At 33.2% G+C, this 23717-nt stretch carries 22 protein-coding genes; 9 read left to right on the forward strand and 13 right to left on the reverse strand.

Annotated elements, in window-relative coordinates:
* Window position 1 precedes the first annotated feature (1 nt).
* Complete coding sequence (locus AA088_RS09375; RefSeq protein ID WP_046744729.1) at window positions 2–484, forward strand: CIA30 family protein; 483 nt, start codon at window positions 2–4, stop codon at window positions 482–484.
* A 116-nt stretch (window positions 485–600) separates the two neighbouring features.
* Here the strand turns inward: AA088_RS09375 and bcp are convergent, their stop codons facing one another.
* A complete protein-coding gene (gene bcp, locus AA088_RS09380) occupies window positions 601–1062 on the reverse strand; it encodes a thioredoxin-dependent thiol peroxidase (RefSeq protein WP_046744730.1) in 462 nt (153 codons plus the stop codon).
* 47 nt (window positions 1063–1109) lie between these two features.
* Between bcp and AA088_RS09385 the strand changes: the two genes are divergently transcribed.
* Window positions 1110–1778 (forward strand): endonuclease III domain-containing protein, encoded by a 669-nt coding sequence (locus AA088_RS09385; RefSeq protein ID WP_046744731.1) that lies wholly within the window; start codon window positions 1110–1112, stop codon window positions 1776–1778.
* Window positions 1779–1993: 215 nt separating this feature from the next.
* Here AA088_RS09385 and AA088_RS09390 read toward each other — a convergent pair whose 3' ends face one another.
* Window positions 1994–2575 (reverse strand): RNA polymerase sigma factor, encoded by a 582-nt coding sequence (locus tag AA088_RS09390; protein WP_046744732.1) that lies wholly within the window; start codon window positions 2573–2575, stop codon window positions 1994–1996.
* 305 nt (window positions 2576–2880) lie between these two features.
* Here AA088_RS09390 and uvrA point away from each other — a divergent pair, with 305 nt between their 5' ends.
* The gene (gene uvrA, locus AA088_RS09395) at window positions 2881–5667 is read left to right on the forward strand and encodes an excinuclease ABC subunit UvrA (protein WP_046744733.1); all 2787 of its coding nucleotides are present in this window, start codon (window positions 2881–2883) and stop codon (window positions 5665–5667) included.
* Window positions 5668–5675: 8 nt separating this feature from the next.
* On the opposite strand, the gene AA088_RS09400 is transcribed toward uvrA, so the two are convergent.
* Window positions 5676–6770: a DUF3667 domain-containing protein gene (locus tag AA088_RS09400; RefSeq protein WP_046744734.1), complete on the reverse strand. Its 1095-nt coding sequence runs from the start codon at window positions 6768–6770 to the stop codon at window positions 5676–5678.
* A gap of 350 nt (window positions 6771–7120) precedes the next feature.
* On the opposite strand from AA088_RS09400, the gene AA088_RS09405 reads away from it, so the two are divergent.
* Complete coding sequence (locus tag AA088_RS09405; protein ID WP_157547131.1) at window positions 7121–7789, forward strand: hypothetical protein; 669 nt, start codon at window positions 7121–7123, stop codon at window positions 7787–7789.
* 382 nt (window positions 7790–8171) lie between these two features.
* The gene (locus AA088_RS09410) at window positions 8172–9365 is read left to right on the forward strand and encodes a hypothetical protein (protein ID WP_046744736.1); all 1194 of its coding nucleotides are present in this window, start codon (window positions 8172–8174) and stop codon (window positions 9363–9365) included.
* A 60-nt stretch (window positions 9366–9425) separates the two neighbouring features.
* On the opposite strand, the gene AA088_RS09415 is transcribed toward AA088_RS09410, so the two are convergent.
* From AA088_RS09415 to AA088_RS09425, 3 genes are all read right to left on the reverse strand, one after another.
* Window positions 9426–10712, reverse strand: a complete 1287-nt coding sequence (locus AA088_RS09415; protein ID WP_046744737.1) for a glycosyltransferase family 4 protein — start codon at window positions 10710–10712, stop codon at window positions 9426–9428.
* 14 nt (window positions 10713–10726) lie between these two features.
* A complete protein-coding gene (locus tag AA088_RS09420) occupies window positions 10727–13237 on the reverse strand; it encodes a YfhO family protein (RefSeq protein ID WP_046744738.1) in 2511 nt (836 codons plus the stop codon).
* 76 nt (window positions 13238–13313) lie between these two features.
* A complete protein-coding gene (locus tag AA088_RS09425; protein ID WP_046744739.1) occupies window positions 13314–13568 on the reverse strand; it encodes a DUF4834 family protein in 255 nt (84 codons plus the stop codon).
* Between the two features lie 209 nt (window positions 13569–13777).
* On the opposite strand from AA088_RS09425, the gene AA088_RS09430 reads away from it, so the two are divergent.
* On the forward strand, window positions 13778–14761 hold the full coding sequence (locus tag AA088_RS09430) for a transporter (protein ID WP_046744928.1): 984 nt from the start codon (window positions 13778–13780) through the stop codon (window positions 14759–14761).
* 37 nt (window positions 14762–14798) lie between these two features.
* Entirely contained in the window at window positions 14799–15917 is a 1119-nt protein-coding gene (locus AA088_RS09435; protein ID WP_046744740.1) for a hypothetical protein, read from the forward strand.
* A 69-nt stretch (window positions 15918–15986) separates the two neighbouring features.
* Here the strand turns inward: AA088_RS09435 and hisS are convergent, their stop codons facing one another.
* Window positions 15987–17354 (reverse strand): histidine--tRNA ligase, encoded by a 1368-nt coding sequence (hisS, locus tag AA088_RS09440; protein ID WP_046744741.1) that lies wholly within the window; start codon window positions 17352–17354, stop codon window positions 15987–15989.
* A gap of 256 nt (window positions 17355–17610) precedes the next feature.
* Here hisS and AA088_RS18535 point away from each other — a divergent pair, with 256 nt between their 5' ends.
* The gene (locus tag AA088_RS18535; protein WP_052752847.1) at window positions 17611–18057 is read left to right on the forward strand and encodes a hypothetical protein; all 447 of its coding nucleotides are present in this window, start codon (window positions 17611–17613) and stop codon (window positions 18055–18057) included.
* 161 nt (window positions 18058–18218) lie between these two features.
* On the opposite strand, the gene AA088_RS09450 is transcribed toward AA088_RS18535, so the two are convergent.
* The 5 genes from AA088_RS09450 to rpsF form a co-directional block, all read right to left on the reverse strand.
* On the reverse strand, window positions 18219–18689 hold the full coding sequence (locus AA088_RS09450; RefSeq protein ID WP_046744742.1) for a DUF6495 family protein: 471 nt from the start codon (window positions 18687–18689) through the stop codon (window positions 18219–18221).
* A gap of 85 nt (window positions 18690–18774) precedes the next feature.
* On the reverse strand, window positions 18775–19059 hold the full coding sequence (locus tag AA088_RS18540) for a carboxypeptidase-like regulatory domain-containing protein (RefSeq protein WP_046744743.1): 285 nt from the start codon (window positions 19057–19059) through the stop codon (window positions 18775–18777).
* A gap of 91 nt (window positions 19060–19150) precedes the next feature.
* A complete protein-coding gene (rplI, locus tag AA088_RS09460) occupies window positions 19151–19600 on the reverse strand; it encodes a 50S ribosomal protein L9 (RefSeq protein WP_046744744.1) in 450 nt (149 codons plus the stop codon).
* Between the two features lie 14 nt (window positions 19601–19614).
* Window positions 19615–19911 carry a 30S ribosomal protein S18 gene (gene rpsR, locus AA088_RS09465; RefSeq protein ID WP_046744745.1) on the reverse strand — a complete coding sequence of 99 codons (297 nt, stop codon included), beginning with the start codon at window positions 19909–19911 and terminating at the stop codon, window positions 19615–19617.
* 6 nt (window positions 19912–19917) lie between these two features.
* Window positions 19918–20256, reverse strand: a complete 339-nt coding sequence (rpsF, locus tag AA088_RS09470) for a 30S ribosomal protein S6 (protein ID WP_046744746.1) — start codon at window positions 20254–20256, stop codon at window positions 19918–19920.
* A 178-nt stretch (window positions 20257–20434) separates the two neighbouring features.
* Between rpsF and AA088_RS09475 the strand changes: the two genes are divergently transcribed.
* On the forward strand, window positions 20435–21127 hold the full coding sequence (locus AA088_RS09475) for a LytR/AlgR family response regulator transcription factor (RefSeq protein WP_046744747.1): 693 nt from the start codon (window positions 20435–20437) through the stop codon (window positions 21125–21127).
* Window positions 21128–21213: 86 nt separating this feature from the next.
* Here the strand turns inward: AA088_RS09475 and priA are convergent, their stop codons facing one another.
* Complete coding sequence (priA, locus tag AA088_RS09480; RefSeq protein ID WP_046744748.1) at window positions 21214–23667, reverse strand: replication restart helicase PriA; 2454 nt, start codon at window positions 23665–23667, stop codon at window positions 21214–21216.
* Window positions 23668–23717: the final 50 nt, after the last annotated feature.

A 23717-nucleotide genomic window follows, 5' to 3' on the forward strand; every position in this document is an offset into this window, starting at 1 on the left:
TATGACACTGCTTGATTTTACCTCCACAAACAATATTTCTAATTGGTATGTGCTTACTGATAATGTTATGGGGGGAATTTCGGAAAGCAGTTTTTACATAAATGATGATAAAATTGGAGTTTTTAAAGGTAAGGTGCGATTGGAAAACAATGGAGGTTTTTCTTCTCTTCGTTTCCGTTGTGGAAAAACAGTTCTTGAAGGCAAAGAAAAAGTATGTATTCACCTTAAAGGAGATGGAAAAACGTATCAATTTCGATTGAAAAAAGAAAGCAGTGATAAGCACTCTTATATTACAAAATTTGACACTTCTGGAAAATGGGAAACCATTGAGATTTCTCTAAAAAACTTATATCCAAGTTTTCGAGGAAAAAAACGTAACCTTGCTCCTTTTCTAGGCAATCAATTAGAAGAATTTGGCTTCTTGATTGGTAATAAAAAAGAAGAAACATTTCAATTGCTTCTTAAGCGCATTGAATTAAAATAAAAAAACAGACTTTACAAGTTTAAATTGGTAAAGTCTGTTAATATCATTTCAGACAATATTTCAAAATGATTAGAACATACTGATTTTGAATTCGCTGAACCTGACAAAATTTCTAATTAATCTACCAAATCTAAAATTTGTGCAGCGTGCTCTTTGGTTTTAACCTTGTCAATCACATGCTCTACGACTCCATTTTCGTTGATTAAGAAAGTTTTACGGTGAATTCCGTCATAGACTCTTCCCATGAATTTCTTTTCGCCCCAAACACCAAAAGCTTCAATCACTTCTTTATTTTCATCTGCTAACAAAGGAAACGGAAAATCATATTTATTCTTAAAATTGGTTTGTCTTTTTTCAGAGTCAGCACTTACTCCTAACAATTCAAAACCTTTGTTCTTCAATTCGGTATAATTATCTCTTAAATTACAAGCTTCTGCTGTGCAACCTGGCGTACTTGCTTTTGGATAAAAGAAAACGATTAGTTTTTTTCCTTTATAATCTGACAAAGAAACTGGGTTTCCATCTTGATCATTTACGGTAAAATCAGGTACTTTATCGCCTGTTTTTAATGTATTCATAGCGTCGCGTATTTTTATTAGTTATTTTTGTTTAAAAATACTGAAAAATGACCAAACAAGAAAAAGTTCAATTCGTAATTGATACTCTTGAAACTTTATATCCTGAAATTCCTGTTCCTCTAGATCATAAAGACCCTTACACCCTTTTAATAGCCGTTTTGATGTCTGCACAAAGTACCGATGTTCGTGTGAATCAAATTACTCCATTACTATTTGAACGCGCTGATAATCCGTATGATATGGTAAAACTATCTGTTGAAGAAATCAGAGAAATTATTAAGCCTGTAGGTTTATCTCCAATGAAATCAAAAGGTATTCATGGACTGTCGCAAATCTTGATAGATAAACACAACGGGCAAGTTCCTAAAACTTTAGAAGAACTTGAAGAATTGCCTGCGGTTGGACACAAAACTGCAAGTGTGGTAATTAGTCAAGCATTTGGAATTCCTGCATTTCCTGTTGATACACACATTCATAGATTGATGTATCGCTGGAACTTATCCAACGGAAAAAATGTAGTCCAAACAGAAAAAGATGCTAAGCGTTTATTTCCCAAAGAAAAATGGAACGATTTGCATTTACAAATCATTTGGTACGGAAGAGATTATAGTCCTGCGCGTGGTTGGAATTTAGATAACGATATCATTACGAAAACGATTGGAAGAAAATCTGTAATTAATGAATACCTACTAAAAATGAAAAAGACTCGCAGCTAACGAGTCTTTTTGCCAAAGTTTAGTTGAGAAGTGTTTCAAACTTCATCCTTTTGTAATTAATAACACTTAAAGCTTTCGAATAGTTCAACAAGAAACTAATCGTTTCCTTTTTCGGCAACATTTTTTTCATTTCTGATGAACTCTTAGTGTAGTTTTTTGCCATACGTCAGTTTTTATATTTAAAACAACAACGTACATATCTACACTTTATTGTATTAGTTCGTTAAAATTATATTATGTTTATCGATTACCTTTCGTAAATTGATTAATGCATAGCGCATTCTTCCTAATGCAGTATTGATGCTCACCCCTGTTTTTTCTGAGATTTCTTTAAAGCTCAAATCTTGGTACATACGCATTAATAACACTTGTTTTTGATCTTCTGGTAGTTCTTCAACCAATCGTCGCACATCATTTTCTACCTGTGTTTTTATAATCTTACTTTCTGCATTCAAATTTGAATCGCTTAACACCGAGAAAATGTTAAAATCGCCACTATTATCATATTTAGGCATTCTATTATTCTTTCTAAAATGATCAATTACCAAATTATGAGCAATTCGCATTACCCACGGAAGAAATTTACCTTCTTCATTGTAATTTCCTTTTTTCAACGTGTTTATCACCTTGATAAAAGTATCTTGAAAAATATCTTCTGTGATATCTCTATCAAGGACTTTAGAATAAATAAAGCTATAAATACGTTGTTTATGACGTTCAATCAATATGCCCAATGCACATTCATCGCCATTAATGTAGTTAGATACTAATACTGAATCTTGCAGAATCTGTTCCATAGCAATACTTTTTTACATAGTAATTATCGAGGCTGATAATTTTATTTCCAAGTTTTAAAAAAGTATTTTTATACTATAGGCTGCTATTTTTGTAGTGTTTGTAATTGTTCCAAATATAATGAGATTCGTTAAAAAAAAGCAAATAAAAATTGTTTTTTTAACATTTTCATCTTGTTTATTCGTTGAAAAACGGTATTTCTTTAGACGAATTGTCAGTAAAACCAACATTTTGTAGCACATTCTTTAAATTGAATTGATTTTATTACCAAACGTAAAAGCAGTATCTTTGCACATATTTTTTTCCAATGACACAAGATCTTGCTACTATAAATCCAAAAGAAAACATCATTATTAAAGGTGCAAAACTACACAACCTTAAAAACATTGATGTCGTAATTCCCCGAAACAAATTAGTTGTGATTACAGGGCTATCGGGCTCAGGAAAATCTAGTTTGGCTTTTGATACTTTGTATGCCGAAGGACAACGCAGGTATGTAGAAAGTTTATCCTCATATGCACGTCAGTTCTTAGGGCGTTTGCATAAACCAAAGGTTGAGTATATAAAAGGAATTGCTCCTGCGATTGCCATTGAACAGAAAGTAAACTCTACCAATCCAAGATCGTCAGTAGGAACTACAACCGAAATTTATGATTATTTAAAGTTATTGTATGCTCGAATTGGAAAAACCTTCTCGCCTATCTCTGGAGAGGAAGTAAAAAAACATACCGTAACCGATGTCATTGAATATGTAAAAACATTTGAGGAACGAAGTAAACTCCTTTTATTAGCTCCAATTACTATTCCGCAAGATCGCAGTGCTTTTCACACTATTAAGGTTTTGGCTCAACAAGGATATGCTAGAATTAAAAAAAATGGTGAAGTTTTTCGCATTGATGATATTACTGAAAATTTTGATGACGAGTTTTCACTTGTAATTGATCGTATTGTCGTATCACATGATGACGATTTTTACAATCGACTAGCTGATGCAGTACAAACGGCGTTCTTTGAAGGAAAAGGAGAATGTTATGTTGAATCTTTAAGTGACCAAAAAGCTGTACATTTTAGTAATAAATTTGAGTTGGATGGAATGAAATTCCTTGAACCAAATGTGCATCTTTTTAGCTTTAATAATCCTTATGGTGCCTGTCCAAAATGTGAAGGATATGGAGATGTAATAGGCATTGATGAAGATTTGGTGATTCCAAATACTGGGCTTTCTGTGTATGAAAATGCAATATTTCCATGGCGTGGTGAAAGTATGGGTTGGTATAGAGATCAATTGGTTAATAATGCTTATAAATTTGATTTCCCTATTCATAAACCGTGGTTTGAACTGACGGAAGAGCAAAAACAATTAGTTTGGGAAGGAAACGACTATTTTGAAGGATTGCATCAGTTTTTCGCTTTTTTAGAAGAAAAAAGTTATAAAATTCAAAATCGTGTGATGCTTTCTCGTTACCGTGGAAAAACGAAATGTGCTGTCTGTGGAGGAAAACGTTTACGACAAGAAGCTAATTATGTGAAAGTTGGAGGTAAAACGATAACCGATCTCGTAGTAATGCCGCTCAATGAGCTTTCTGTGTTTTTTGAAGAATTGCACTTGAATGAACACGACAAGCAAATTGCACAACGTTTATTAAAAGAAATTAATAATCGTTTGCTATTCTTAACCAATGTTGGTTTGGATTATTTAACGCTCAATCGTAAATCAAATTCATTATCTGGAGGTGAATCACAACGTATTAATTTGGCAACTTCTTTAGGAAGCAGCTTAGTTGGCTCTATGTATATTTTAGATGAACCGAGCATCGGATTACATCCTAAAGACAGTGAACGCTTAATAAAAGTGCTTGAATCACTTCGCGATTTAGGTAATACAGTCATTGTTGTAGAACATGATGAAGACATCATGCAAGCTGCAGATGAAATTATTGATATTGGACCAGAAGCTGGGACACATGGAGGAAATGTAGTTGCATTTGGTAATTATGATACAATTTTGAAAGCAGATTCTTTGACTGCAAAATACCTCAACAAGACTATGCAAATTGAAGTTCCGAAAAAAAGAAGAACTTCTCCTCAATTTGTAAAAATTGTTGGTGCCCGTGAAAACAATCTCAAGAATATTGATGTTACATTTCCTCTAAATGTCCTTACTGTAGTAACTGGTGTTTCTGGAAGTGGGAAAAGCTCCTTAGTCAAAAAGATTTTGTATCCATCTCTTTTAAAAGAAATTGGTGGTTATGGAGAAAAAGCGGGACAGTTCTCCAAATTAGAAGGAAAGTATAGTCATATAAAACATATTGAATTTGTTGATCAAAACCCTATTGGACGCTCCTCTCGTTCCAATCCTGTGACATATATTAAAGCATATGATGATATCAGGAGCTTGTTTGCAAATCAGAAATTATCAAAAATACGCAATTATAAAACGAAACATTTCTCATTCAACGTTGATGGAGGTCGTTGCGAAACCTGTAAAGGTGAAGGACAAGTGACTATTGAGATGCAATTTATGGCAGATGTACATTTAGAATGCGAAACATGTGGAGGAAAACGTTTTAAAAAAGAAGTACTAGAGGTCACTTTTCAAGATAAAAATATTGATGATATTTTGAATATGACGATTGATGATGCCATGGACTTTTTTACAGAGCATAATGAAACAAAAATTCACAAAAAATTAAAACCTTTACAAGATGTAGGTTTAGGATATGTTACATTAGGACAAAGTTCATCAACCCTTTCTGGTGGAGAAGCACAACGAATTAAATTGGCTTCATTTTTAGTAAAAGGAAATACCAAAGAAAAAGCATTATTTATATTTGACGAACCAACAACAGGACTCCATTTTCACGATATCAAAAAACTACTCAAATCCTTTGATGCATTAATCGACAAAGGACATTCTATTATTGTAGTTGAACACAACATTGAACTAATTAAGTGTGCCGATTACATTATCGATTTAGGGCCTGAAGGCGGAAAAAATGGAGGGACTCTTGTAGCTTCAGGAACACCTGAAGAAGTTGCTCGCAACAAGAATTCATTTACTGGTAATTATTTACAAGAAAAACTTTCTCTCTAGTTATACTACTAATACAAAAAGAAAGAAACTACCCATAGCATTACAAATGTTAATGGCACTACAAAGAGTAAGTACACAAAAGACAATATACACGTTTTGAAAAATGTCTTTATATAACCTTGTTCGTAAAAACGTTTTAAACTAATGACCAAATAAAAGAAGGTTGATAAAATGATGAAGAAGTCAATACTATTAGGTATATCAACAATATAATTGGTTAATATTAACAAACTAGAGGTTAAAAACATAAATGCAAAATAGTAAAAACTAAACACCATATGATGAGCAAATCGACCTCGCTTTCGGTATAATATTTTTAGTAAAAATGCAAAAATTGGAATCAAAAAGAACATTGAGATTGGAATTGTGTCCAAGAAAGCTTTAAAAAAACCAACACCTCTATTCTCTCTAAATTTAAGCACTTGTTTTCCCATAAATTTAGAAAACCAACCATCCGATTCTTTATACCCAATTGCACGTAGTTTTTCTTCAGTACTTGCATTGGCTTTTTGTAAAGAATCTAGCATATTTGCATCGTATTTAAACCCTAAAAAAGAACCTTTTACATTCCTTCCTTCTTTTTTACCTGTAGAATCTATTTTTTGATTCTTACTATTTGTTTTCTTGAGATCACTTGCTAATTTCTGAATGGTTACACTGTCTTTTCCGTTCATATTGGCTGCTTGTTCTTCTAATACTTCTTGAATAGAATCTCGCACTCTTTCGGCTTCAGAAACTATTTCACGTTCATTTCCAAAAGAACGTTGCAAATTCCGATCAAAACTTTGCTGCGATGAACGTGTCGAAACTGAAAATAAAAAGAAAAAAACAATCGATGCAAAAAGGTAAAATTGAGCAGGATGTAAATACATGAGCCGCTTTCCGCCTACATATTGCTTTGCCAAAAAACCAGGCTTGATTAATAATGGAATAAAACTTCTAAAAAAACGTGCATCTACCGAAAAATAATTCATGATTGTATTATGAAACAATACACGCATACTCAATTTATCATCTACTTTTTGCCCACAGTTTGGACAAAAATTATGATAAGGCGTTAACTGGTAATCACAATTCGGACAGATTTTCTTAATATCAGACATACAGTTTTTTGGCTAGTTGTGATACAAATATGCTAAAATCTATTTACAAATGTTAAGCGCATCATCAATAAATTTGTAATAATCAAACAATCACTTTTGAGGAATCATTAATGCTTTCCAAAGATTATTCATATTGTTTTTCCTTTTATGAGCATATCACGCTAATTGGTTAAAAAAAAGATACAAATTTTACATAAATAGCATTTACAGAATAAATTTACTCAAATTAAAACAATATAAAATACTGATAATTAAATCATTACATTTTTGGCACGCAAATTGGTTTTATCTATAACAAATAGCGCACGCCGAAAAGCTAAAGAGTAGGCATAACCCTAAAAGTAGAACTTATGAAAAACTTTTATTTTTTATTAGTAGGAATGTTATTAAGTGTAACGACTACGCAAGCAAATGTAATAAGTGACCAATCAACAGGAAGTGAAAACGGGTTAACCAATCGCTATCGTTATGCACAACCAATTCAGTTTGTAGAGCGAGGTGTTGAATTTTTTGTTTTCTTAAATGGAGAATTTGATTTTAACACACATCCTATTACGTATCAAAGAACACGTAGAGGATCTGTAAACGCAACTTATGGTGCTCCTAGAGTCAGAATTAGTGGTAATCGTTATCATACCTCAAATATTGGCGTTCGTGTAGAACATGACATCAATGGTAGAGTTCGTAGAATTGGAAATCTATTTATCAACTATGATAGATTGGGAAGAGTAAAAAGAATTGGATCAATTTACATGCAATATCATAACCGTCATGGAAAACTAAAACAAATTGGTGGTTTGCACCTTAAATATAATGGTTGGGGACGATTGATTAGACAGTATGGAAATATCAAACCAATTGTAGATTGTGGAATTTGTGGCACTGCTAGTTGTGGAATTGATCATGGAAGTGTTCACATAGACAACATCAATAATGGACATGATTATCCATCTCATGACGATGATTTATATTATTACAGAAATAACAGTACTACTAGAAAGTTGAAAAAGGATAAGTAATTATTCTTGATACTTTATCATCAAAAATAAAACCTCGTGTGTCTGTATTGGATCACACGAGGTTATTTTTTTATAGTATAAAGAAACCGCTCCAATTATTTCTTCGCTGTTTTCGCATGATCCCTAAAAACATAAAGAGTCAACTAAACTACAAAAATTTATGTTGTATCAAACGATTATAACTATTTTCTTTATGTGTTCACAATACGAACGCAGCACTACTATAACGACGCCTAAAGTAATTAATTAGTAATACTTTATAGTATGGAAAAACCATACTTTCTTGCAGTTATTTTGCTTATCACAGATCGCCGCTTAAATGTTATTTTATTTTTGGCACGTTGTTTGGTTAGTGTAATATGAATCATTAAAACCGTTCGTTATGAAGAAATTTATTATCGCACTTACAGGATTGTTTTTCCTAGTGTCACATACCGCAGAAGCTAAACGGGTTGATACGTCAGCAACGAATTCCGTACGATTTCAAGAATCTATTAGTTTTATAGAAAATGGAATTACGTTTTCAGTATATAATGATGGAGAGTTTGACTTCTTTATCAATCGCTTACATCCAGGAGTTAGTGTAAATGCAAATGTAGCTGGACTCCATATTACATTCAATTCTGGGTACAATTACAATCCATTTGTTCAATATGATGATTATGGAGCAATTATTCAGATTGAAAATACACCTATTTTTTATGATTATTACGGAAGAGTTTACCAAATAGGTAATATTCATCTAAATTATGATGGATTTGGAAACTTAGTTCAAGTTGGAGGGCTATTTGTGTATTATGATGATTACTACAGATTTTCTCACACAAGAGGTTATATCAATACATTTAACAGATACCCAGGAAGATCAGTATTTTACAGTAATCTATTCTTTCGTCCAACGGTAAATTTATGTATTGTAAGTATTCGCCCTTACAGAAGATTTTACACGCCAATTCGTTACACGTATTGTGCTCCATATAGAAATAACTATCGTCACAGATATACTAGAGCTAGAATTGGTCATGTATATCACAGTAACGCTCGAGTGAATACAAATCGAAGAAGTATATACAGAAACGATCGTCGTGTGGCTCGTAGAAACGATACAGCAGTATATAACACACGAAGAACAGTAACACGCACCAATACAAATACTAGAAATACGCGTGCAGCAGCCACCACAAGAAATCAAAACGTACGTACTACTCGTGGTACTAATACACGAAATGACAATTCTGTAAGAAGTACAACTCGTAATACAAGGAATAATTCTTCTATTGGAAATGTTCGCAGTAGTAATTCAAGAGTTGATAGAGGAAATACCCGTTCTCAAAGTAATGACCGAGTTCGTACCAACAATACAGACAGAACACCTACTAGAGCGACACGCGGTTCTTCTACTAGAAATAATAACTCTGTAAGAAGTAGTAGAAATTCAGATAGAAGAGCTGTTCGTTCTTCATCGCAAAGATCAAATTCTTCAAGAGCTACCCGATCACAACAACGCTCTTCGCAACGAAATTCTACAACTCAACGCTCTAATAGAGCTCAGCGTAGCGGAAGATCTAGAAATTAAAAATTTAGTTGTTTGGTTATAAAATGAACCTTACTTGGTATAAAAACTAGGTAAGGTTTTTTAGTGAAGTGCGTGCAACAGTTCTGCTAATTTTTTTGTGAGTGCTTTACGAGAATATTTTTGCAAGCCTATAGGAAACACTTGTAGTGATTGTTTTTTATATGCTTCATAATACGAGAGAATTTGCATTTTCAACTTCTCCTTTTCAGTATATAAAAAATAGGTCCCTGTGTTGGTTTCTTGAATAATTTTAGCAATATCAGCATCTTTAGGTCCTAGTCCTAGTATTGGACGTTCTGCTGCCATATATTCAAACAATTTTCCTGCGATAATTCCTTTTGTTTTTTCTGCATTAATTTCAATTACCAATAACAATTGAGAACCACGTTGCAACTGCAATGCTTTTTGATGAGATACATATCCAAAATATGTTGTATACTTTTCCAAACCTGCGTTTTGTATATGTCGTTGAATACGATCACTTACTACTCCCGCAAACTGAAGTTGCACATCTTTTGAAAAATCTTCATGTTCTTCAATCAACTCAGCCAATACTTCCCAAAGGATTTCTGGATTTCGTTCAGAAAGCAACGAACCAATATGTGAAATTGTAAACTTTTTATCGAGAGAACTCGAGGAAAATTTCTCAACATCATATCCATTGGTAATTACCTCAATTGGTTTCGAAGTAAGTTGCGAAAACTCTGTACGTGTTGTAAAACTCGTTGTTACAATCTGATCCGCAGTTTGCAATACAGTCGACTCAAGCCTACGATGAATCTCTTGTGATTTTTTTGTCAATTTTAACTCGTCATGATAACCAATTGTTGTCCAAGGATCTCTAAAATCTGCTAACCATTGAATTTGCAATTCTTTTCGAAGTTTCAAACCTATTAAGTGCATGCTATGCGGCGGACCAGTAGTAACAATAGTTTCAATTGAATGTTCTAAAAGGTACTTCTTTAAAAATTTTACGGAAGGTTTAATCCAATACTTTCTCGCATCTGGTATAAAGAAGTTACCACGAATGTACAATAGCAGTTTTTCTACAAAAGTTTGCTTTTCTTTAGCAATAATCCCTTTACTAATTTTATTGGTTTTTTTCTTAGAAAATAAATTTGCAATTGCATACGGTTCAAAAATCGGCTGCTTTAAAATCGTTATATCCTTAGGGATTTCAGCAGAAAATGTTTCATCTGTTATAGGATAATTTGGATTTTTGGGAACAAACAAAATTGGTTCAATCTCAAAATCTCTCAAATATTTAACAAACTTCAACCAACGTTGCACACCTGGTCCTCCTGCTGGTGGCCAATAATATGAAACGATGACTACTTTTTTTGCCATATTCCTACACTCAATTACGCTTGTGTTGAATTTGAGTTTTTACGTTTAAACTCATAATAAAACCCACCAATAATTAATACTGCAAGAATTAAGTAACTTATCAATGAAATTGTAGTTCCTCTTTCTACAACAGTTGGTTCAAACTTAAAATCGATTGTATGTGCTCCTGCAGGAATTTCTAATGCTCTTAGCACATAATTGACACGGTAGTGTGGTACTAATTTACCGTCAATGTATGCATTCCAACCATGTGGATAATGAATTTCAGAAAACACAGCAAATCCATTAGTAGAGTTTTCAGATTTGTATTGTAAAGCATCAGGTTTATAAGAAACCAATTCAATGGTTGCTAATGAATCTTTTGTATACGTTTCCTCTAAATGTTGAGCATCTTCTTGTCCTTTACGAATAACAGCTTCATTTTTTGTATCCAATCCAAAAATAGATAACATTTCTTCATCTGCTGTTTCTACAGTTTTTACTTTTTCTACAAACCAAGCATTCCCATTGGGATATGGATTTTTTAATGCAATTGCACCTGCACCTGCTTGATCTTCTGAACCTTCTAAATCTTTAATGATATATCGAACATTCAACATATTGATTACATTGATGTTTCGCTCGTTCACTTCAAATTTTTCATTTCCATGATCTAGATAAAAATCATATAATTCTTGAAACTGTCTTGGTTTTGCAGCATGATATCCACCAAGCGTGTTATGGAAAAATGCTGTACGTGAATTTGCCAAGCGTAATCGTGGTTCAAATACACGATAATGTCCTTTATCTTGAAGAATTTGCTTATCTACTTCTAATGTTCTGTACGGACGTGCAAATTGAGCTTTCGACACAAAGTTTTCGGTAGCTACATAGTTTCTAGCAATCCCTACCAAATCAAAAAGTAACAATCCAGCTATCACTATAATGAGTATGTTTTCATTGAGTTTTTTTCGTAAAAAGGCAATTAAAACTCCTGCGGTAAGAAGAATCAGTACCAACGATCGAATTGAATCATTGACAAGCATTCCAGCACGATCTTCACGAATAATTTCCATCAATTCTGGTCCGAAAAACTGTTCGTAATATGCGTCGTTCAATCCTATAAAGTCAAATAGTGACGACTTAAATACCATAAAGAATAGAAGAATCGCTCCAATAATACCCACACTCATAAAAATAGCACGTTGCTTGGTTTTCTGAGAGCTTGTTTGTGCTATTTCTGATTCTTTTTCTTTTTTGAAAAATGCCACTAATGCGAGAATTCCTAAAATTGGCACACATAGCTCAAGGACCACTTGAATGGATGAAACTGCTCTAAATTTGCCGTATAGCGGAAAATAATCAAGCATAAAATCAGTAAGAATACTGAAATTTTTTCCCCATGACAATAGAATTGACATAACAATCCCTCCTACTAGCCACCATTTTGCTTTATTTTTCACTAAAAATAATCCCAACAATGCCAAAAATATAATGACTGCTCCTACATATGCTGGCGCAGCAATGATAGGTTGGTCTCCCCAATAACCAGGAATATTCCTTACAATTTCTCGAGCCTGACCAGCAGGTACATTTCGTTGCAATAAGAACTTATACGTTTTTGAGTTTGTTCCAAAATCCTCTGAACCAGCTCCTCCCATAAAACGTGGGACTAACAAATTAAAGGTTTCAGCTTTCCCATAACTGTACTCCGTTATGTACTCTTTGGAGAGTCCTTGTCGTTCTTTCTGCGAGCCATCAGGGTTAATTGTTAATTCACTCTTCCCACGAATACTCCAATCAGCATATTGTTTAGTGGTCAACAAATTGGTACCATTAACACCTATACCAAGTAAAACTGCTGCAAATAATAATCCAACACTTTTAAGAAAATGTGGTAATTCCTTATTTTGAAAAGCATTGATGAAATATACCAATCCCATTACTGCGACTAGCAACATCAAATAATAAGTCATTTGCGGATGCGATGTCATAATTTCGAGTGACATAGCAATGGCTGTTAGCAAAAATCCCCATACATATTTTCGTTGAAATGTCAGTAAAATTCCTGCTAGCACCAACGGAAAATAAGCTATTGCATGTGCTTTGGCGTTGTGACCAACGCCTAAAATGACTATAAAGTAAGTAGAAAATCCAAAGGAAATGGCTCCAAGAATCGCCAACTTCCAATTGACCTTCATCACTAACAAAAGAATATAGATTCCTAAAAAGTATAAAAACAAATAATCTGCTGGTCTTGGTAAAAATCGTAGCGTTCTATCTAAAGTTTTAATATAGCTATGAGGATAACGTGCTCCTAAAAGGTATGTGGGCATTCCTCCATACGCATTATCTGTCCAATACAACTCTTCTCCTGTCGTTTCACGATAATCATTCTGTTTCTTTGCCATTCCAGCATATTGAACGATATCGGTTTGTTGTATTTTTTTTCCTTGTAATACTGGATAAAAATAAGCCAATGACATTCCTACAAATAGCAGTAACGCTATTAAGTGAGGAACTATTTTTTTAAAATCTAACTGCACGTAATGATTATTTTTATGATAGATGAAAGCAATATACTAAACCTTTTCGGAAAGACGGGAAAAGTAACACAAATCGTTAATCAACTTCTTCATAATCGATGTATTCTCCAACATTATTGGAAGAACTTTTCCTGTTAGGCACCTTATCAATTATAGTTTCGCCTTCTTTTCTTCCTTGTTGTTGTCTTGCTTGTTGATTGAATTGTTCTGCAAAGCGTTTTTCTGCTTTTTTAGCCACATAACGTATCAACATTGGCGCAAATAATCTAGAAAGAAATTTTACGATATAATATACGGCGATGATGATTAGTATTGTTCTGAGTAATCCCATATTTTAATTGATGTAACCTATATTTTTTCAAAAATACAACTTATGCAGATTTATATGGCTTTTACTAGATAAAAAAGTATATTTTTATGTAGATTTGGATGCAACCAATTGAAAAAACATTTAGATTTCATAAAGGTTTCTGTTTCATTTTGAGATTTCTTTTCACAAAATAATATGAAAACCTATTGAAAATTAATATGCTATATTATATGAAAACAAAATTTACCTTAACCGTTCTCAGTTTTTTATTTATAACTACATACACGTTTGCTCAATATACAGATGTTATTAACTCTAATCGCCCAGGAGCTTCTATCAGCGCCTATTCTGTTGGTAAAAATGTTTTACAGCTTGAAGGTGGTATGTTTGTTGAAAAGTTAGAACATAAGAAATTAAATACCGAAGTAAAAGCTTTTGGACTTGATTTTGCAATTCGTTACGGATTGTTTAAAGAACAATTAGAAATTAGCTGGGAAGGAGCTTATCAATTTGACACATTTACTAACAATGCTACCAGTCCTGCATTTGAATTTAATCGAAATGGTTTTTTAACACATACGCTTGGTGCTAAATACATGATTTATGATCCGTATCTAAAATCTTCGTTAGAAAAACCAAATCTTTATAGTTGGAAAGCTAATAATTCTTTCCGTTGGAAAGACCTTATTCCTGCTATTGGTGTATATGTTGGGGCAAACTTTGTATTCTCAGACAATCCATATTTCCCAATTACAGAACCTTCTGTAAGCCCTAAAGTTACAGTAGCCACACAAAGTCACTTTGCAGGACGATGGGTTTTTGTAACCAATATTACGTATGATCGTATTACTTCAGAAGATTCAAAAGAGTTAAGCTATATATTAACGCTTACACATGCATTCGATAACCCAAAATGGTCTGCTTTTATTGAACATCAAGGAATTGATAGTGATCGATATGCTGACGCTTTGTTTAGAGCAGGTGGAGCTTATTTATTGGGTGAAGATTTTCAGTTAGATGCATATATTGGCGCTGGTATAAAAAACACTCCTACTCGTATTTTTGCTGGCTTAGGACTCTCCTATCGATTTGATGACTGGCATGAAGATGAAATTATTCCAATTGACGAGCAAGATCCTAAAGGAGAAGATCAAAAAAAGAAGAAGAAAAAAGATGAAAAAGAACTGGAAAAGTTCGAAGATGACGGAAACTAATCAATTCCTTTTTTTGATAATTTAATCTTCCTATTTTATGATCACAGTTCGCGAAGTCGCTAATAAAAAAGAGTTAAAAGATTTTATTAAATTTCCTTTTAGTCTTTACAAAGGTTCCAAATATTGGGTACCTCCAATCATCAAAGATGAATTAGAAACATTTGACAAAGATAAAAATCCTGCCTTTCTAGATGCTGACGCACAATTTTTCTTAGCTTTTAAAGATGGAAAAATAGTAGGACGTATAGCCGCCATTATTAATTGGATTGAGGTAAAGGAACAAAAATTGGCCAAAATGCGTTTTGGCTGGTTTGATATGATTGATGATTTTGAAGTTTCGGGCGCATTACTAGATAAGGTTGCCGAGATTGGAAAAGCGCACGGACTTGCATACATGGAAGGACCCGTTGGTTTTTCTAACTTGGATAAAGTGGGAGTTTTAACCGAAGGGTTTGATCATATTGGAACTATGATTACTTGGTATAATCATCCGTATTATGAACAACATTTGATTCATCATGGATTGATTAAAGAAAAAGAATATTTAGAAAATAAATTTGATTTTAGCAACGTTCACCCAGAAACTTTCGAACGAGCGCAAGAGTTAATTAAAAAACGGTTTCAATTGCGTCCGTTAAATTTTACCCGAACAAAAGATATCATGCCTTATGTTGATCAAATGTTCGATTTATTTAATGCCTCATATGCCTCATTGTCTTCTTTTGTTCCAATTAATGATATCCAAAAGGAATACTTTAAAAAACGCTACATAGGTTTCATTAATCCTGAATTCATCAAATTTGTTGTTGATAAAGATGATAAGTTAGTGGCTTTTGCAATTGTAATGCCTTCATTCGCTCAGGCTCTCCAAAAAATGAATGGAAAATTATTCCCTTTTGGTATCTTCCATTTACTGAAAGCTAGAAAACATAGCAAACGTATTACTTTTTACCTTATTGGCATTCATCCAGAATATCAAAACAAAGGATTAACAGCCATCATTTTTATGGAATATTATTTAACCTTTAAGTCTAAAGGTGTACAAGAGTGTATTCGTACTCCAGAATTGATTGAAAACACGGCAATTCATCAAATATGGAAACATTTTAACCCTGTAACTCATAAAAGACGTAAAACTTACAAAAAGGACTTGTAGCGGAATGTTTTTTATAAAATTTAGCTATTAAAAAGCGTCTTTAAACATGCATTCTTTTTTGAGTTCTTTTTAAAAAGCTGTTAAAACTTCATCAAACGGAACTTCTAATTGTGTGCCGCTTTTCATGTTTTTCACAATACAAGTACTGTTTTTCAACTCGTTTCCGCCAATAATAATTACATATGGAATATCACGCTTATTAGCATAATTCATCTGTTTTTTCATGTTTTTATTATCAGGGTACAACTCAGCACTTTTGCCTGCTTCTCGTAACTTCTTAATCAATCGTAAAGATGCTAATGCTTCTTGGTCTCCAAAATTCACACATAATACATCAACTTTGTCCGAAACAGCCTCTGGAAATAAATTTAATTCTTCCAATACGAGGTAAATTCGATCCAATCCAAACGAAATTCCAACTCCACTCACATCTTTTAATCCAAAAATTCCGGTTAAATCATCATAACGACCTCCGCCACCAATAGAACCCATTTTAACTCCATCTGGTGCAGCTACTTCAAAAATTGCTCCTGTATAATAATTTAAGCCACGTGCTAGCGTGATATCTAAAGCGAGTGTAGCTGTTTCCAAACCAAGAACTTCAATGGCTTCAAATACAAATTCTAGTTCTTCAACGCCTTCCATTCCTTCTTTAGAAGCAGAAAGTAACTCCTTGAGTTTGTCTAATTTTTCATCTAATGTTCCTGAAAACTGGAACAAAGGCTGTATTTTTTCGATCGCTTCCGCAGAAATTCCTTTCGAGCGCATTTCGTTTTTGACACCATCTTCACCGATTTTATCCAATTTGTCTAATGCGACTGTAAAATCAATCAATTTGTCTTTCGCTCCAATCACTTCGGCTATTCCAGAAAGAATTTTTCGGTTGTTTATTTTTATAGTGACACCGTTTAATCCTAAATCAGTAAAAACTTTATCATACAATTGTACAAACTCCACTTCTTGCCACAAAGACGTCGAACCAACTACATCTGCATCACATTGATAAAATTCTTGAAATCTCCCATGCTGTGGTCTGTCTGCACGCCAAACAGGTTGTATTTGATAACGCTTAAATGGAAACGTAATATCGTTTTGATGTTGTACGACATAACGAGCAAAAGGAACGGTTAAATCATACCGCAAGGCTTTTTCTGACAGTGAATTTGAAAAACGTGCAAAATTTTCTTCTTCTAACGCTTTTAAGTCTGCTTTGCGAACTTTTTCTCCTGAGTTTAATATTTTAAAAATCAAACGATCTCCTTCTTCACCATATTTTCCCAATAGCGTTTCCGATTTTTCAAAAGAAGGCGTTTCAATTGGCTGAAATCCAAACATTTGAAAAGCCGATTTTATAATGTCAAAAATATAATTTCTTTTTGTTACTTCAATAGGAGAAAAATCTCTTGTTCCTTTAGGTATGCTAGGTTTTTGTGCCATGTCTTAGTATTGTTGCGCAAATATAAGTCTATTTTTTAGGGATTGAAAAAATGTACAGATTGAATACTTCCAAAATACATAGATTAGCTTTTCTCAACTTCTTGTTGATGTAAAAAACGATTTCATTTGACAGTTTAACTGCAAAATAAACACAGAGTAAAATACTTTTTCTTACAAACAAGTATTAATACTCTTACGAATAGCCATGTTAAAATGTAACTTCATTTAACTTATTAACCTTTAAAAAATTAATATTATGGGAAACGCAATGGGAGCTACTTCCTGGCTTGACGGAAGTGGACAAATTCACTTAAGAATTTACAGTTTACAACAATCTAATGGCAAATTACTAGAAAGATGTTGGGATTCCAATAAATGGTATGATGGAGCTTTGACAAATCAGTTTTCTGCAATTTCAGGTGCAGGCGCTACTTCTTGGCTCGATTCAAGTGGGCAAATACATATACGTGTGTATGCTATTGGAACCGATGGAAAAATTATAGAGCTTTGCTGGGACAAAGACAAATGGTATTCCGGTGCTTTGACTGGACAATTTTACGGAGCTTCTACTCCAGATGCAACTTCTTGGTTAGATAAAAATGGGCAAATACACATAAGAGTGTATGCATATAATCAAGATAATGTCCAAAAGGAATATTGCTGGGATGGATCGAAATGGTATGTGGGTGCATACACAGAATAAAACATCTGCTATTTAACTACAAAGTGTCTCTTATTGAGGCACTTTGTTCGTATTTACAAAAGACCTTCTCCTTTTTTAAGATATAGTAATTATCTGATTAGGAGACTTTTGAGTGATTTTTACTTATATTTTTTTAGATTGTATATTCTACGGAATACAAATTAAGCCATCATAGCTTCAAACCATTGATACAATTGCCCTTTGGTAATGTTTGATCCTTGTTGAATGAGAGCAAATTTATCCGCATTTCGATCAGATGAATATTCTTTATTCGCTGTTAAAATTTCTACTTCTTCCGAAGTATAGTTTTCACGTAACCACTGAAAACCTTCTTTCGTGGTAATATCAACATCATTACGAAGAATTTTTACTGCAATGAGCTTCATTTCGCTTTCATGCAAGTGAAATAAATACATATGCTGTGGAGAAATATTTTCTAGATATGTTGCTTGAGTTAATACTCCTTCCCAAACTAGATCACTAAATACATCAATCTCTTCTTCGGCAACTTTTGGTTTTTCTTCTTTTAGTTGCTTCCACTCTTCTGCCGTAATAGATTGTGTCGCCAGAAAATTGATAAATTCTTGATGTAATTCTTCTAACTGTTCTTTAGTAAGACGTGTATATTTCATAGTTCCTCGTTCTCTGAAAGAGTGCAAATTTACAAGGATATTTTAAGATTTTCTGTCCAAATACACTTTAATTTCCCAGAAAGTTTTAGTCTTCATAACGTTCTGTATTCATTACTATGTTTTCTGTTATATTGGTTTCTCCAACTTGGATTCGAATCATTCTTTCTACTGTTTGAAATCCAGACATCGACACTGTGAGTTCATATTCATTAAAAGACAATCCCACAAATGTACTTTTTCCTTTTGCATTGGTTACTTGAGTTAGCGGCACTGCATTACTCTTACTTTTATTTTTGAGAAGAAGAGTTACTCCTGGTAAAGGCTCGCCAATTGTATCAGTTACTAAACAGTGTAAAGAAGCTTTTTCCATCGTTTTAATGTTATTTTTTACATATAAAAATAAAGATAAAAAAAAGTCACTCAGTTTGAGTGACTTTTTTATGAACGTTACAAACGTTTTTTTATGCTTCTGCAATAACTTCAAATGGAAGATCAACAACAACATCTCTGTGTAATCTGATCTTTGCATCATACTTACCAGTTCTTTTTACAGTTCCACCGATAACTTTGATATATTTTTTATCGATTGAATGCCCTTCTTTTTCAAGAGCTTCTGCTAAGTTGATATTACTTACTGATCCAAATAATTTTGTTCCAACACCTGTTTTTGCAGTAATCTTAATTTCTAAGCCTAATAACGCCTTTTCAGCCGCTTTTGCCTCATCAACTAATTTTTGTTCTTTATATGCTTTTTGTTTCAAGTTCTCTGCTAAAACTTTTTTAGCTGAACTAGTTGCTAGTTTTGCGAATCCTTGAGGAATTAAATAGTTTCTTCCGTAACCATTTTTTACTGTTACGATATCATCTTTAAATCCTAAATTCTCAACGTCTTGTTTTAAAATAAGTTCCATAATCTGTCTCTCTTTTATTTTAACATATCTGCTACATATGGCATTAATGCTAAGTGACGCGCTCTTTTCACAGCTACAGACACTTTTCGTTGATATTTTAATGAAGTTCCTGTTAAACGACGTGGTAATAATTTACCTTGCTCATTTACGAATTTTAATAAGAAATCTGCGTCTTTATAGTCTACATACTTAATTCCCGACTTCTTAAAACGACAATATTTCTTGTTTTTTTGCGTCTCTATATTCAAAGGAGTTAAATATCTGATTTCTCCTTCTTTTTTTCCTTTTGCTTGTTGTTCTATTGAAGACATAATTTCTTAAGATTTAGCGGTTTGTCTGTTTCTTCTTTTCTCTGCCCAAGCAATTGCATGTTTATCTAACTTTACAGTTAAATAACGCATTACACGCTCGTCACGTCTAAACTCTAACTCATAAGGAGTAATTACTTCTCCTGGCGCTTGGAATTCAAATAAGTGATAAAAACCACTTTTCTTGTGCTGAATTGGGTATGCTAACTTCTTTAGCCCCCAATTTTCTTTTGAAATCATTTTGCCACCTCTAGAAACAATGAAATCCTCGAATTTCGCTACTGTTTCCTTTATCTGTGTTTCAGATAAAACGGGATTTAAAATGAAAACAGTTTCATAATGATTCATAAATACTATTTTTTGATTAAAAATTGGGCGCAAATGTACTGTTTATTTATTTTATAACAAATAAAATTGCTTCTTTTTTTTCTGTCTTTTTTGGAATAAATACTTGATTTTGTTGTGTCTTTGATTTATTTTTTTTAACATTGCATGTACCCAAATTTGATAAAATCGCTTTTCGCATATGAAGCTTAACTGTATTATTGTAGATGATTCTTCCATACAACGCATGGCAGTAGCCAAGCTTACGTTGAATCATCCCTCCCTAAACTTAATCGCAGAGTACAGCAATGCAATAGAAGCTAAGAATGGACTTAAAACAAACAATGTCGATCTCATCTTCTTAGACATAGAAATGCCTGTGCTCAACGGATTCGACTTGCTTGAATCTTTAAAAAATCCACCTCAAGTTATCATGGTTACCGGTAAAACTGAGTACGCTTTTAAAGCTTTCAATTATGATGTTACCGATTTTCTACACAAGCCATTAACAAAAGAACGTTTTGACAAAGCCATTACTAGAGCACTTGAAAAATCTAGTTATAGCACAAAGAGTAGTGATGATGACGATCATATTTTTGTGAAGAGCAATTTGAAAAAACGTAAAGTTATCCTTAGTACAATTAAATGGATTGAAGCTTTAGGTGATTATGTTAAATTAGTTACCGATGATAGTAATATTGTTGTCTTATCTACTATGAAAGCTTTTGAAAAACAATTGCCTGAGAACAAATTTTTACGAATTCATAAATCATATATTGTGAATTTGGACAAAGTAGATCGTTTTAATAGTAAAAACGTTGAAATTGCAGGTCAGTTGATTCCTTTAAGTAGAAACAAGAAAGTTGAACTTTCAGAAGCTCTTTCTAATATTTAGTACGTGTACTTGTTACACTAACACTTGATTATTATCAAATTTATTTCTCTATTTTTCTTTAGATACAAATTCTCTTTCATATAGTATCATATTGTATCTACATCAATAATAATGCGTACACTTCTGTATTCTGAAATAGACAAGAACGTCGTTTTAATACGAGTGATAATTTCTTTGGTTTTTGGTAAGGACTGTTGCTTCGGTATTTTTAGTAATATATTTTTTAAGTATAAGTTACGAATACGAGCTACAGGAGGAAATTCAGGCCCTAACACATGTTCTCCAAAATTATTTCGCAACGATTTGGCAAGCCAAGCAGCACTTTCATTTACACGATTGTATTCTTTATGTTTAAGTGTAATTTTAATCAATCTATAAAATGGAGGATATTTAAATTGACGTCGATCATTTAATTGATCTGTAAACATACTTTCGTAGTCACCCATAGAAACCTGCTGAAGTATTTGATGATACGGGTTATACGTTTGCACGATTACTTTACCTCTCTTTTGAGTTCTTCCAGCACGTCCTGCTACTTGTTGAATGAGTTGAAAACTTCGTTCATACGCTCTAAAATCAGGGAAATTTAGCATGCTATCTGCATTCATAATACCTACTAAATTTACATTTCTAAAATCCAATCCTTTTGTAAGCATTTGTGTACCGACCAAAATTTGAATTTCTTGCTGTTCAAACGCGGTTATAATTTTTTGATACCCATATTTTCCACGAGTCGTGTCTAAATCCATTCGCCCAACTTTTACATTGGGAAAAAGTTCTTTTAACTCTTCTTCTATTTGCTGTGTCCCAAATCCTTTTGTGTCTAGCTCATGACTTCCACAAGCCAAACATTGTAATTGCATTGCTATATGATGACTACAGTAATGACAACGCAACTGATTTTTGTATTGATGATAGGTTAAACTTACATCACAATTAGGACACTGAGGCGAATGCCCGCACACATTACATTCAATTATTGGTGCATATCCACGACGATTTTGAAACAAAATGACTTGCTCTTTATTTCCTAGGGTTTCTTCAATTTCTTCTAATAAACGATCAGAAAAATGCCCATTCATGCGTTTTTTTCGATGTTTTTCTTTAATGTCAACCAACTCCATATCTGGTAGCAAAACATCTCCGTAACGTCTTGTTATAGTTGCTAAAGCATATTTATTGGCTTTAGCATTGTAATAACTTTCAACACTTGGAGTAGCTGAGCCCAATACAACTTTACCACGATGAATCTTTGCTAAAACAATTGCCGCATCTCGTGCGTGATATCGAGGAGCCGGATCAAATTGTTTAAATGACGTTTCATGTTCTTCATCAACTATAATTAATCCTAAATTAGAAAAAGGCAAGAGTAAGGATGAGCGAGCGCCTATTACAATTTGCGCCTTTGCTTTATTGGCCAATACGTTATTCCATACTTCTACTCGTTCATGTACAGAATATTTTGAATGGTACACAGATACTTTGTCTCCAAAATAATACTGCAAACGATCAATTAATTGAGTTGTCAAGGCTATTTCTGGCAACAAATACAATACTTGTTTACCTGTTTCAATAAGCTCTTCTATGAGTTTTACATAAACTTCTGTTTTTCCTGAAGAAGTAATTCCATACAGCAAACACACGTCTTGATTGTCAAATGATTCTTTGATTGTTTTATACGCTTCTTCTTGATAGGAATTGAGCTTTTTAGAATCTTCCGTTTCCGCTCCTTCATATTCTATTCTATCTTGTTGAATATAGTATTCTTCAAGAATTTCTTTCTCAATCAATGTTTTTATTACAGTAGAACTTCCTCCACTTTTTTGAGTTAATTCTTTAACTGTAATAGGTTTTTTAATGCTCGCTGAAAGGGAAAATAAATGAAGAACAACTTCGCGTTGTTTTTTTGCTCTATTGAGTGAATCCAATAGATGTTGTAAATTTTCTTCGTTAGCGTATTTTGTATGCAGTTTTACATAACGTACTAGTTTAGGCTTGTATTGCTCGTAAATCTCTTCATGAACTTGAATAATTTGCTTTTCTATTAAGCGTGTTAAAAGAGGTAATACATTTTTTTTCTCTACAATACTACTGATTTCTTGAATTTTTAATAAGGATTGATGCTGCAATGCTTCAACTATTAAAAATTCATCATCTTTGAGTAGCGTTTCGTCAAACTCCTTGTTTTCAGTTCTAGAAATTATTGTTTCACTTTCCAGTAAAAAAGCACTTGGAATTGCCGATCGAAATACTTCTCCCAAACTTGCCATGTAATAGGACGCAATCCATTCCCAATGCGTAAGTTGTCGCTTAGTAATAATTGGCTCTTCGTCTAAAATTTGTTGTATTTCCTTAGCTTCATATACTTCAGGTGCCTGCTGATGAATTGTATACACTAAAGCCGTATATACTTTACTTTTTCCGAAAGGAACAGCGACTCGCATTCCTGGTTTAAGAAAGCTAGCTTCAGTTTCTGAAATGCTGTATGTAAACAGTTTTTCAAGTGGAATTGGTAATATGACATCAATAAAATAAGCCATTATTCAAAGGTACTATTTTGGTCACATAAAATTATGCCTTAGAGGAAGAG

The organism is Kordia zhangzhouensis, from assembly GCF_001005305.1.
In the GTDB taxonomy this organism is placed as follows: Bacteria; Bacteroidota; Bacteroidia; order Flavobacteriales; family Flavobacteriaceae; genus Kordia; species Kordia zhangzhouensis.

Excerpts from the sequence above, each read along its gene's own strand:
- AA088_RS09385 (WP_046744731.1), top strand. The coding sequence starts at position 1,110 with ATGACCAAACAAGAAAAAGTTCAATTCGTAATTGATACTCTTGAAACT.
- AA088_RS09475 (WP_046744747.1), top strand. The coding sequence starts at position 20,435 with ATGAAGCTTAACTGTATTATTGTAGATGATTCTTCCATACAACGCATG.
- bcp (WP_046744730.1), bottom strand. The coding sequence starts at position 1,062 with ATGAATACATTAAAAACAGGCGATAAAGTACCTGATTTTACCGTAAAT.
- AA088_RS09415 (WP_046744737.1), bottom strand. The coding sequence starts at position 10,712 with ATGGCAAAAAAAGTAGTCATCGTTTCATATTATTGGCCACCAGCAGGA.
- AA088_RS09450 (WP_046744742.1), bottom strand. The coding sequence starts at position 18,689 with ATGAAATATACACGTCTTACTAAAGAACAGTTAGAAGAATTACATCAA.
- rplI (WP_046744744.1), bottom strand. The coding sequence starts at position 19,600 with ATGGAACTTATTTTAAAACAAGACGTTGAGAATTTAGGATTTAAAGAT.
- AA088_RS09405 (WP_157547131.1), top strand. The coding sequence starts at position 7,121 with ATGAAAAACTTTTATTTTTTATTAGTAGGAATGTTATTAAGTGTAACG.
- uvrA (WP_046744733.1), top strand. The coding sequence starts at position 2,881 with ATGACACAAGATCTTGCTACTATAAATCCAAAAGAAAACATCATTATT.
- AA088_RS18540 (WP_046744743.1), bottom strand. The coding sequence starts at position 19,059 with ATGGAAAAAGCTTCTTTACACTGTTTAGTAACTGATACAATTGGCGAG.
- AA088_RS09375 (WP_046744729.1), top strand. The coding sequence starts at position 2 with ATGACACTGCTTGATTTTACCTCCACAAACAATATTTCTAATTGGTAT.
- AA088_RS09430 (WP_046744928.1), top strand. The coding sequence starts at position 13,778 with ATGAAAACAAAATTTACCTTAACCGTTCTCAGTTTTTTATTTATAACT.
- AA088_RS18535 (WP_052752847.1), top strand. The coding sequence starts at position 17,611 with ATGGGAAACGCAATGGGAGCTACTTCCTGGCTTGACGGAAGTGGACAA.
- AA088_RS09410 (WP_046744736.1), top strand. The coding sequence starts at position 8,172 with ATGAAGAAATTTATTATCGCACTTACAGGATTGTTTTTCCTAGTGTCA.
- rpsF (WP_046744746.1), bottom strand. The coding sequence starts at position 20,256 with ATGAATCATTATGAAACTGTTTTCATTTTAAATCCCGTTTTATCTGAA.
- AA088_RS09390 (WP_046744732.1), bottom strand. The coding sequence starts at position 2,575 with ATGGAACAGATTCTGCAAGATTCAGTATTAGTATCTAACTACATTAAT.
- AA088_RS09425 (WP_046744739.1), bottom strand. The coding sequence starts at position 13,568 with ATGGGATTACTCAGAACAATACTAATCATCATCGCCGTATATTATATC.
- AA088_RS09400 (WP_046744734.1), bottom strand. The coding sequence starts at position 6,770 with ATGTCTGATATTAAGAAAATCTGTCCGAATTGTGATTACCAGTTAACG.
- priA (WP_046744748.1), bottom strand. The coding sequence starts at position 23,667 with ATGGCTTATTTTATTGATGTCATATTACCAATTCCACTTGAAAAACTG.
- rpsR (WP_046744745.1), bottom strand. The coding sequence starts at position 19,911 with ATGTCTTCAATAGAACAACAAGCAAAAGGAAAAAAAGAAGGAGAAATC.
- hisS (WP_046744741.1), bottom strand. The coding sequence starts at position 17,354 with ATGGCACAAAAACCTAGCATACCTAAAGGAACAAGAGATTTTTCTCCT.
- AA088_RS09435 (WP_046744740.1), top strand. The coding sequence starts at position 14,799 with ATGATCACAGTTCGCGAAGTCGCTAATAAAAAAGAGTTAAAAGATTTT.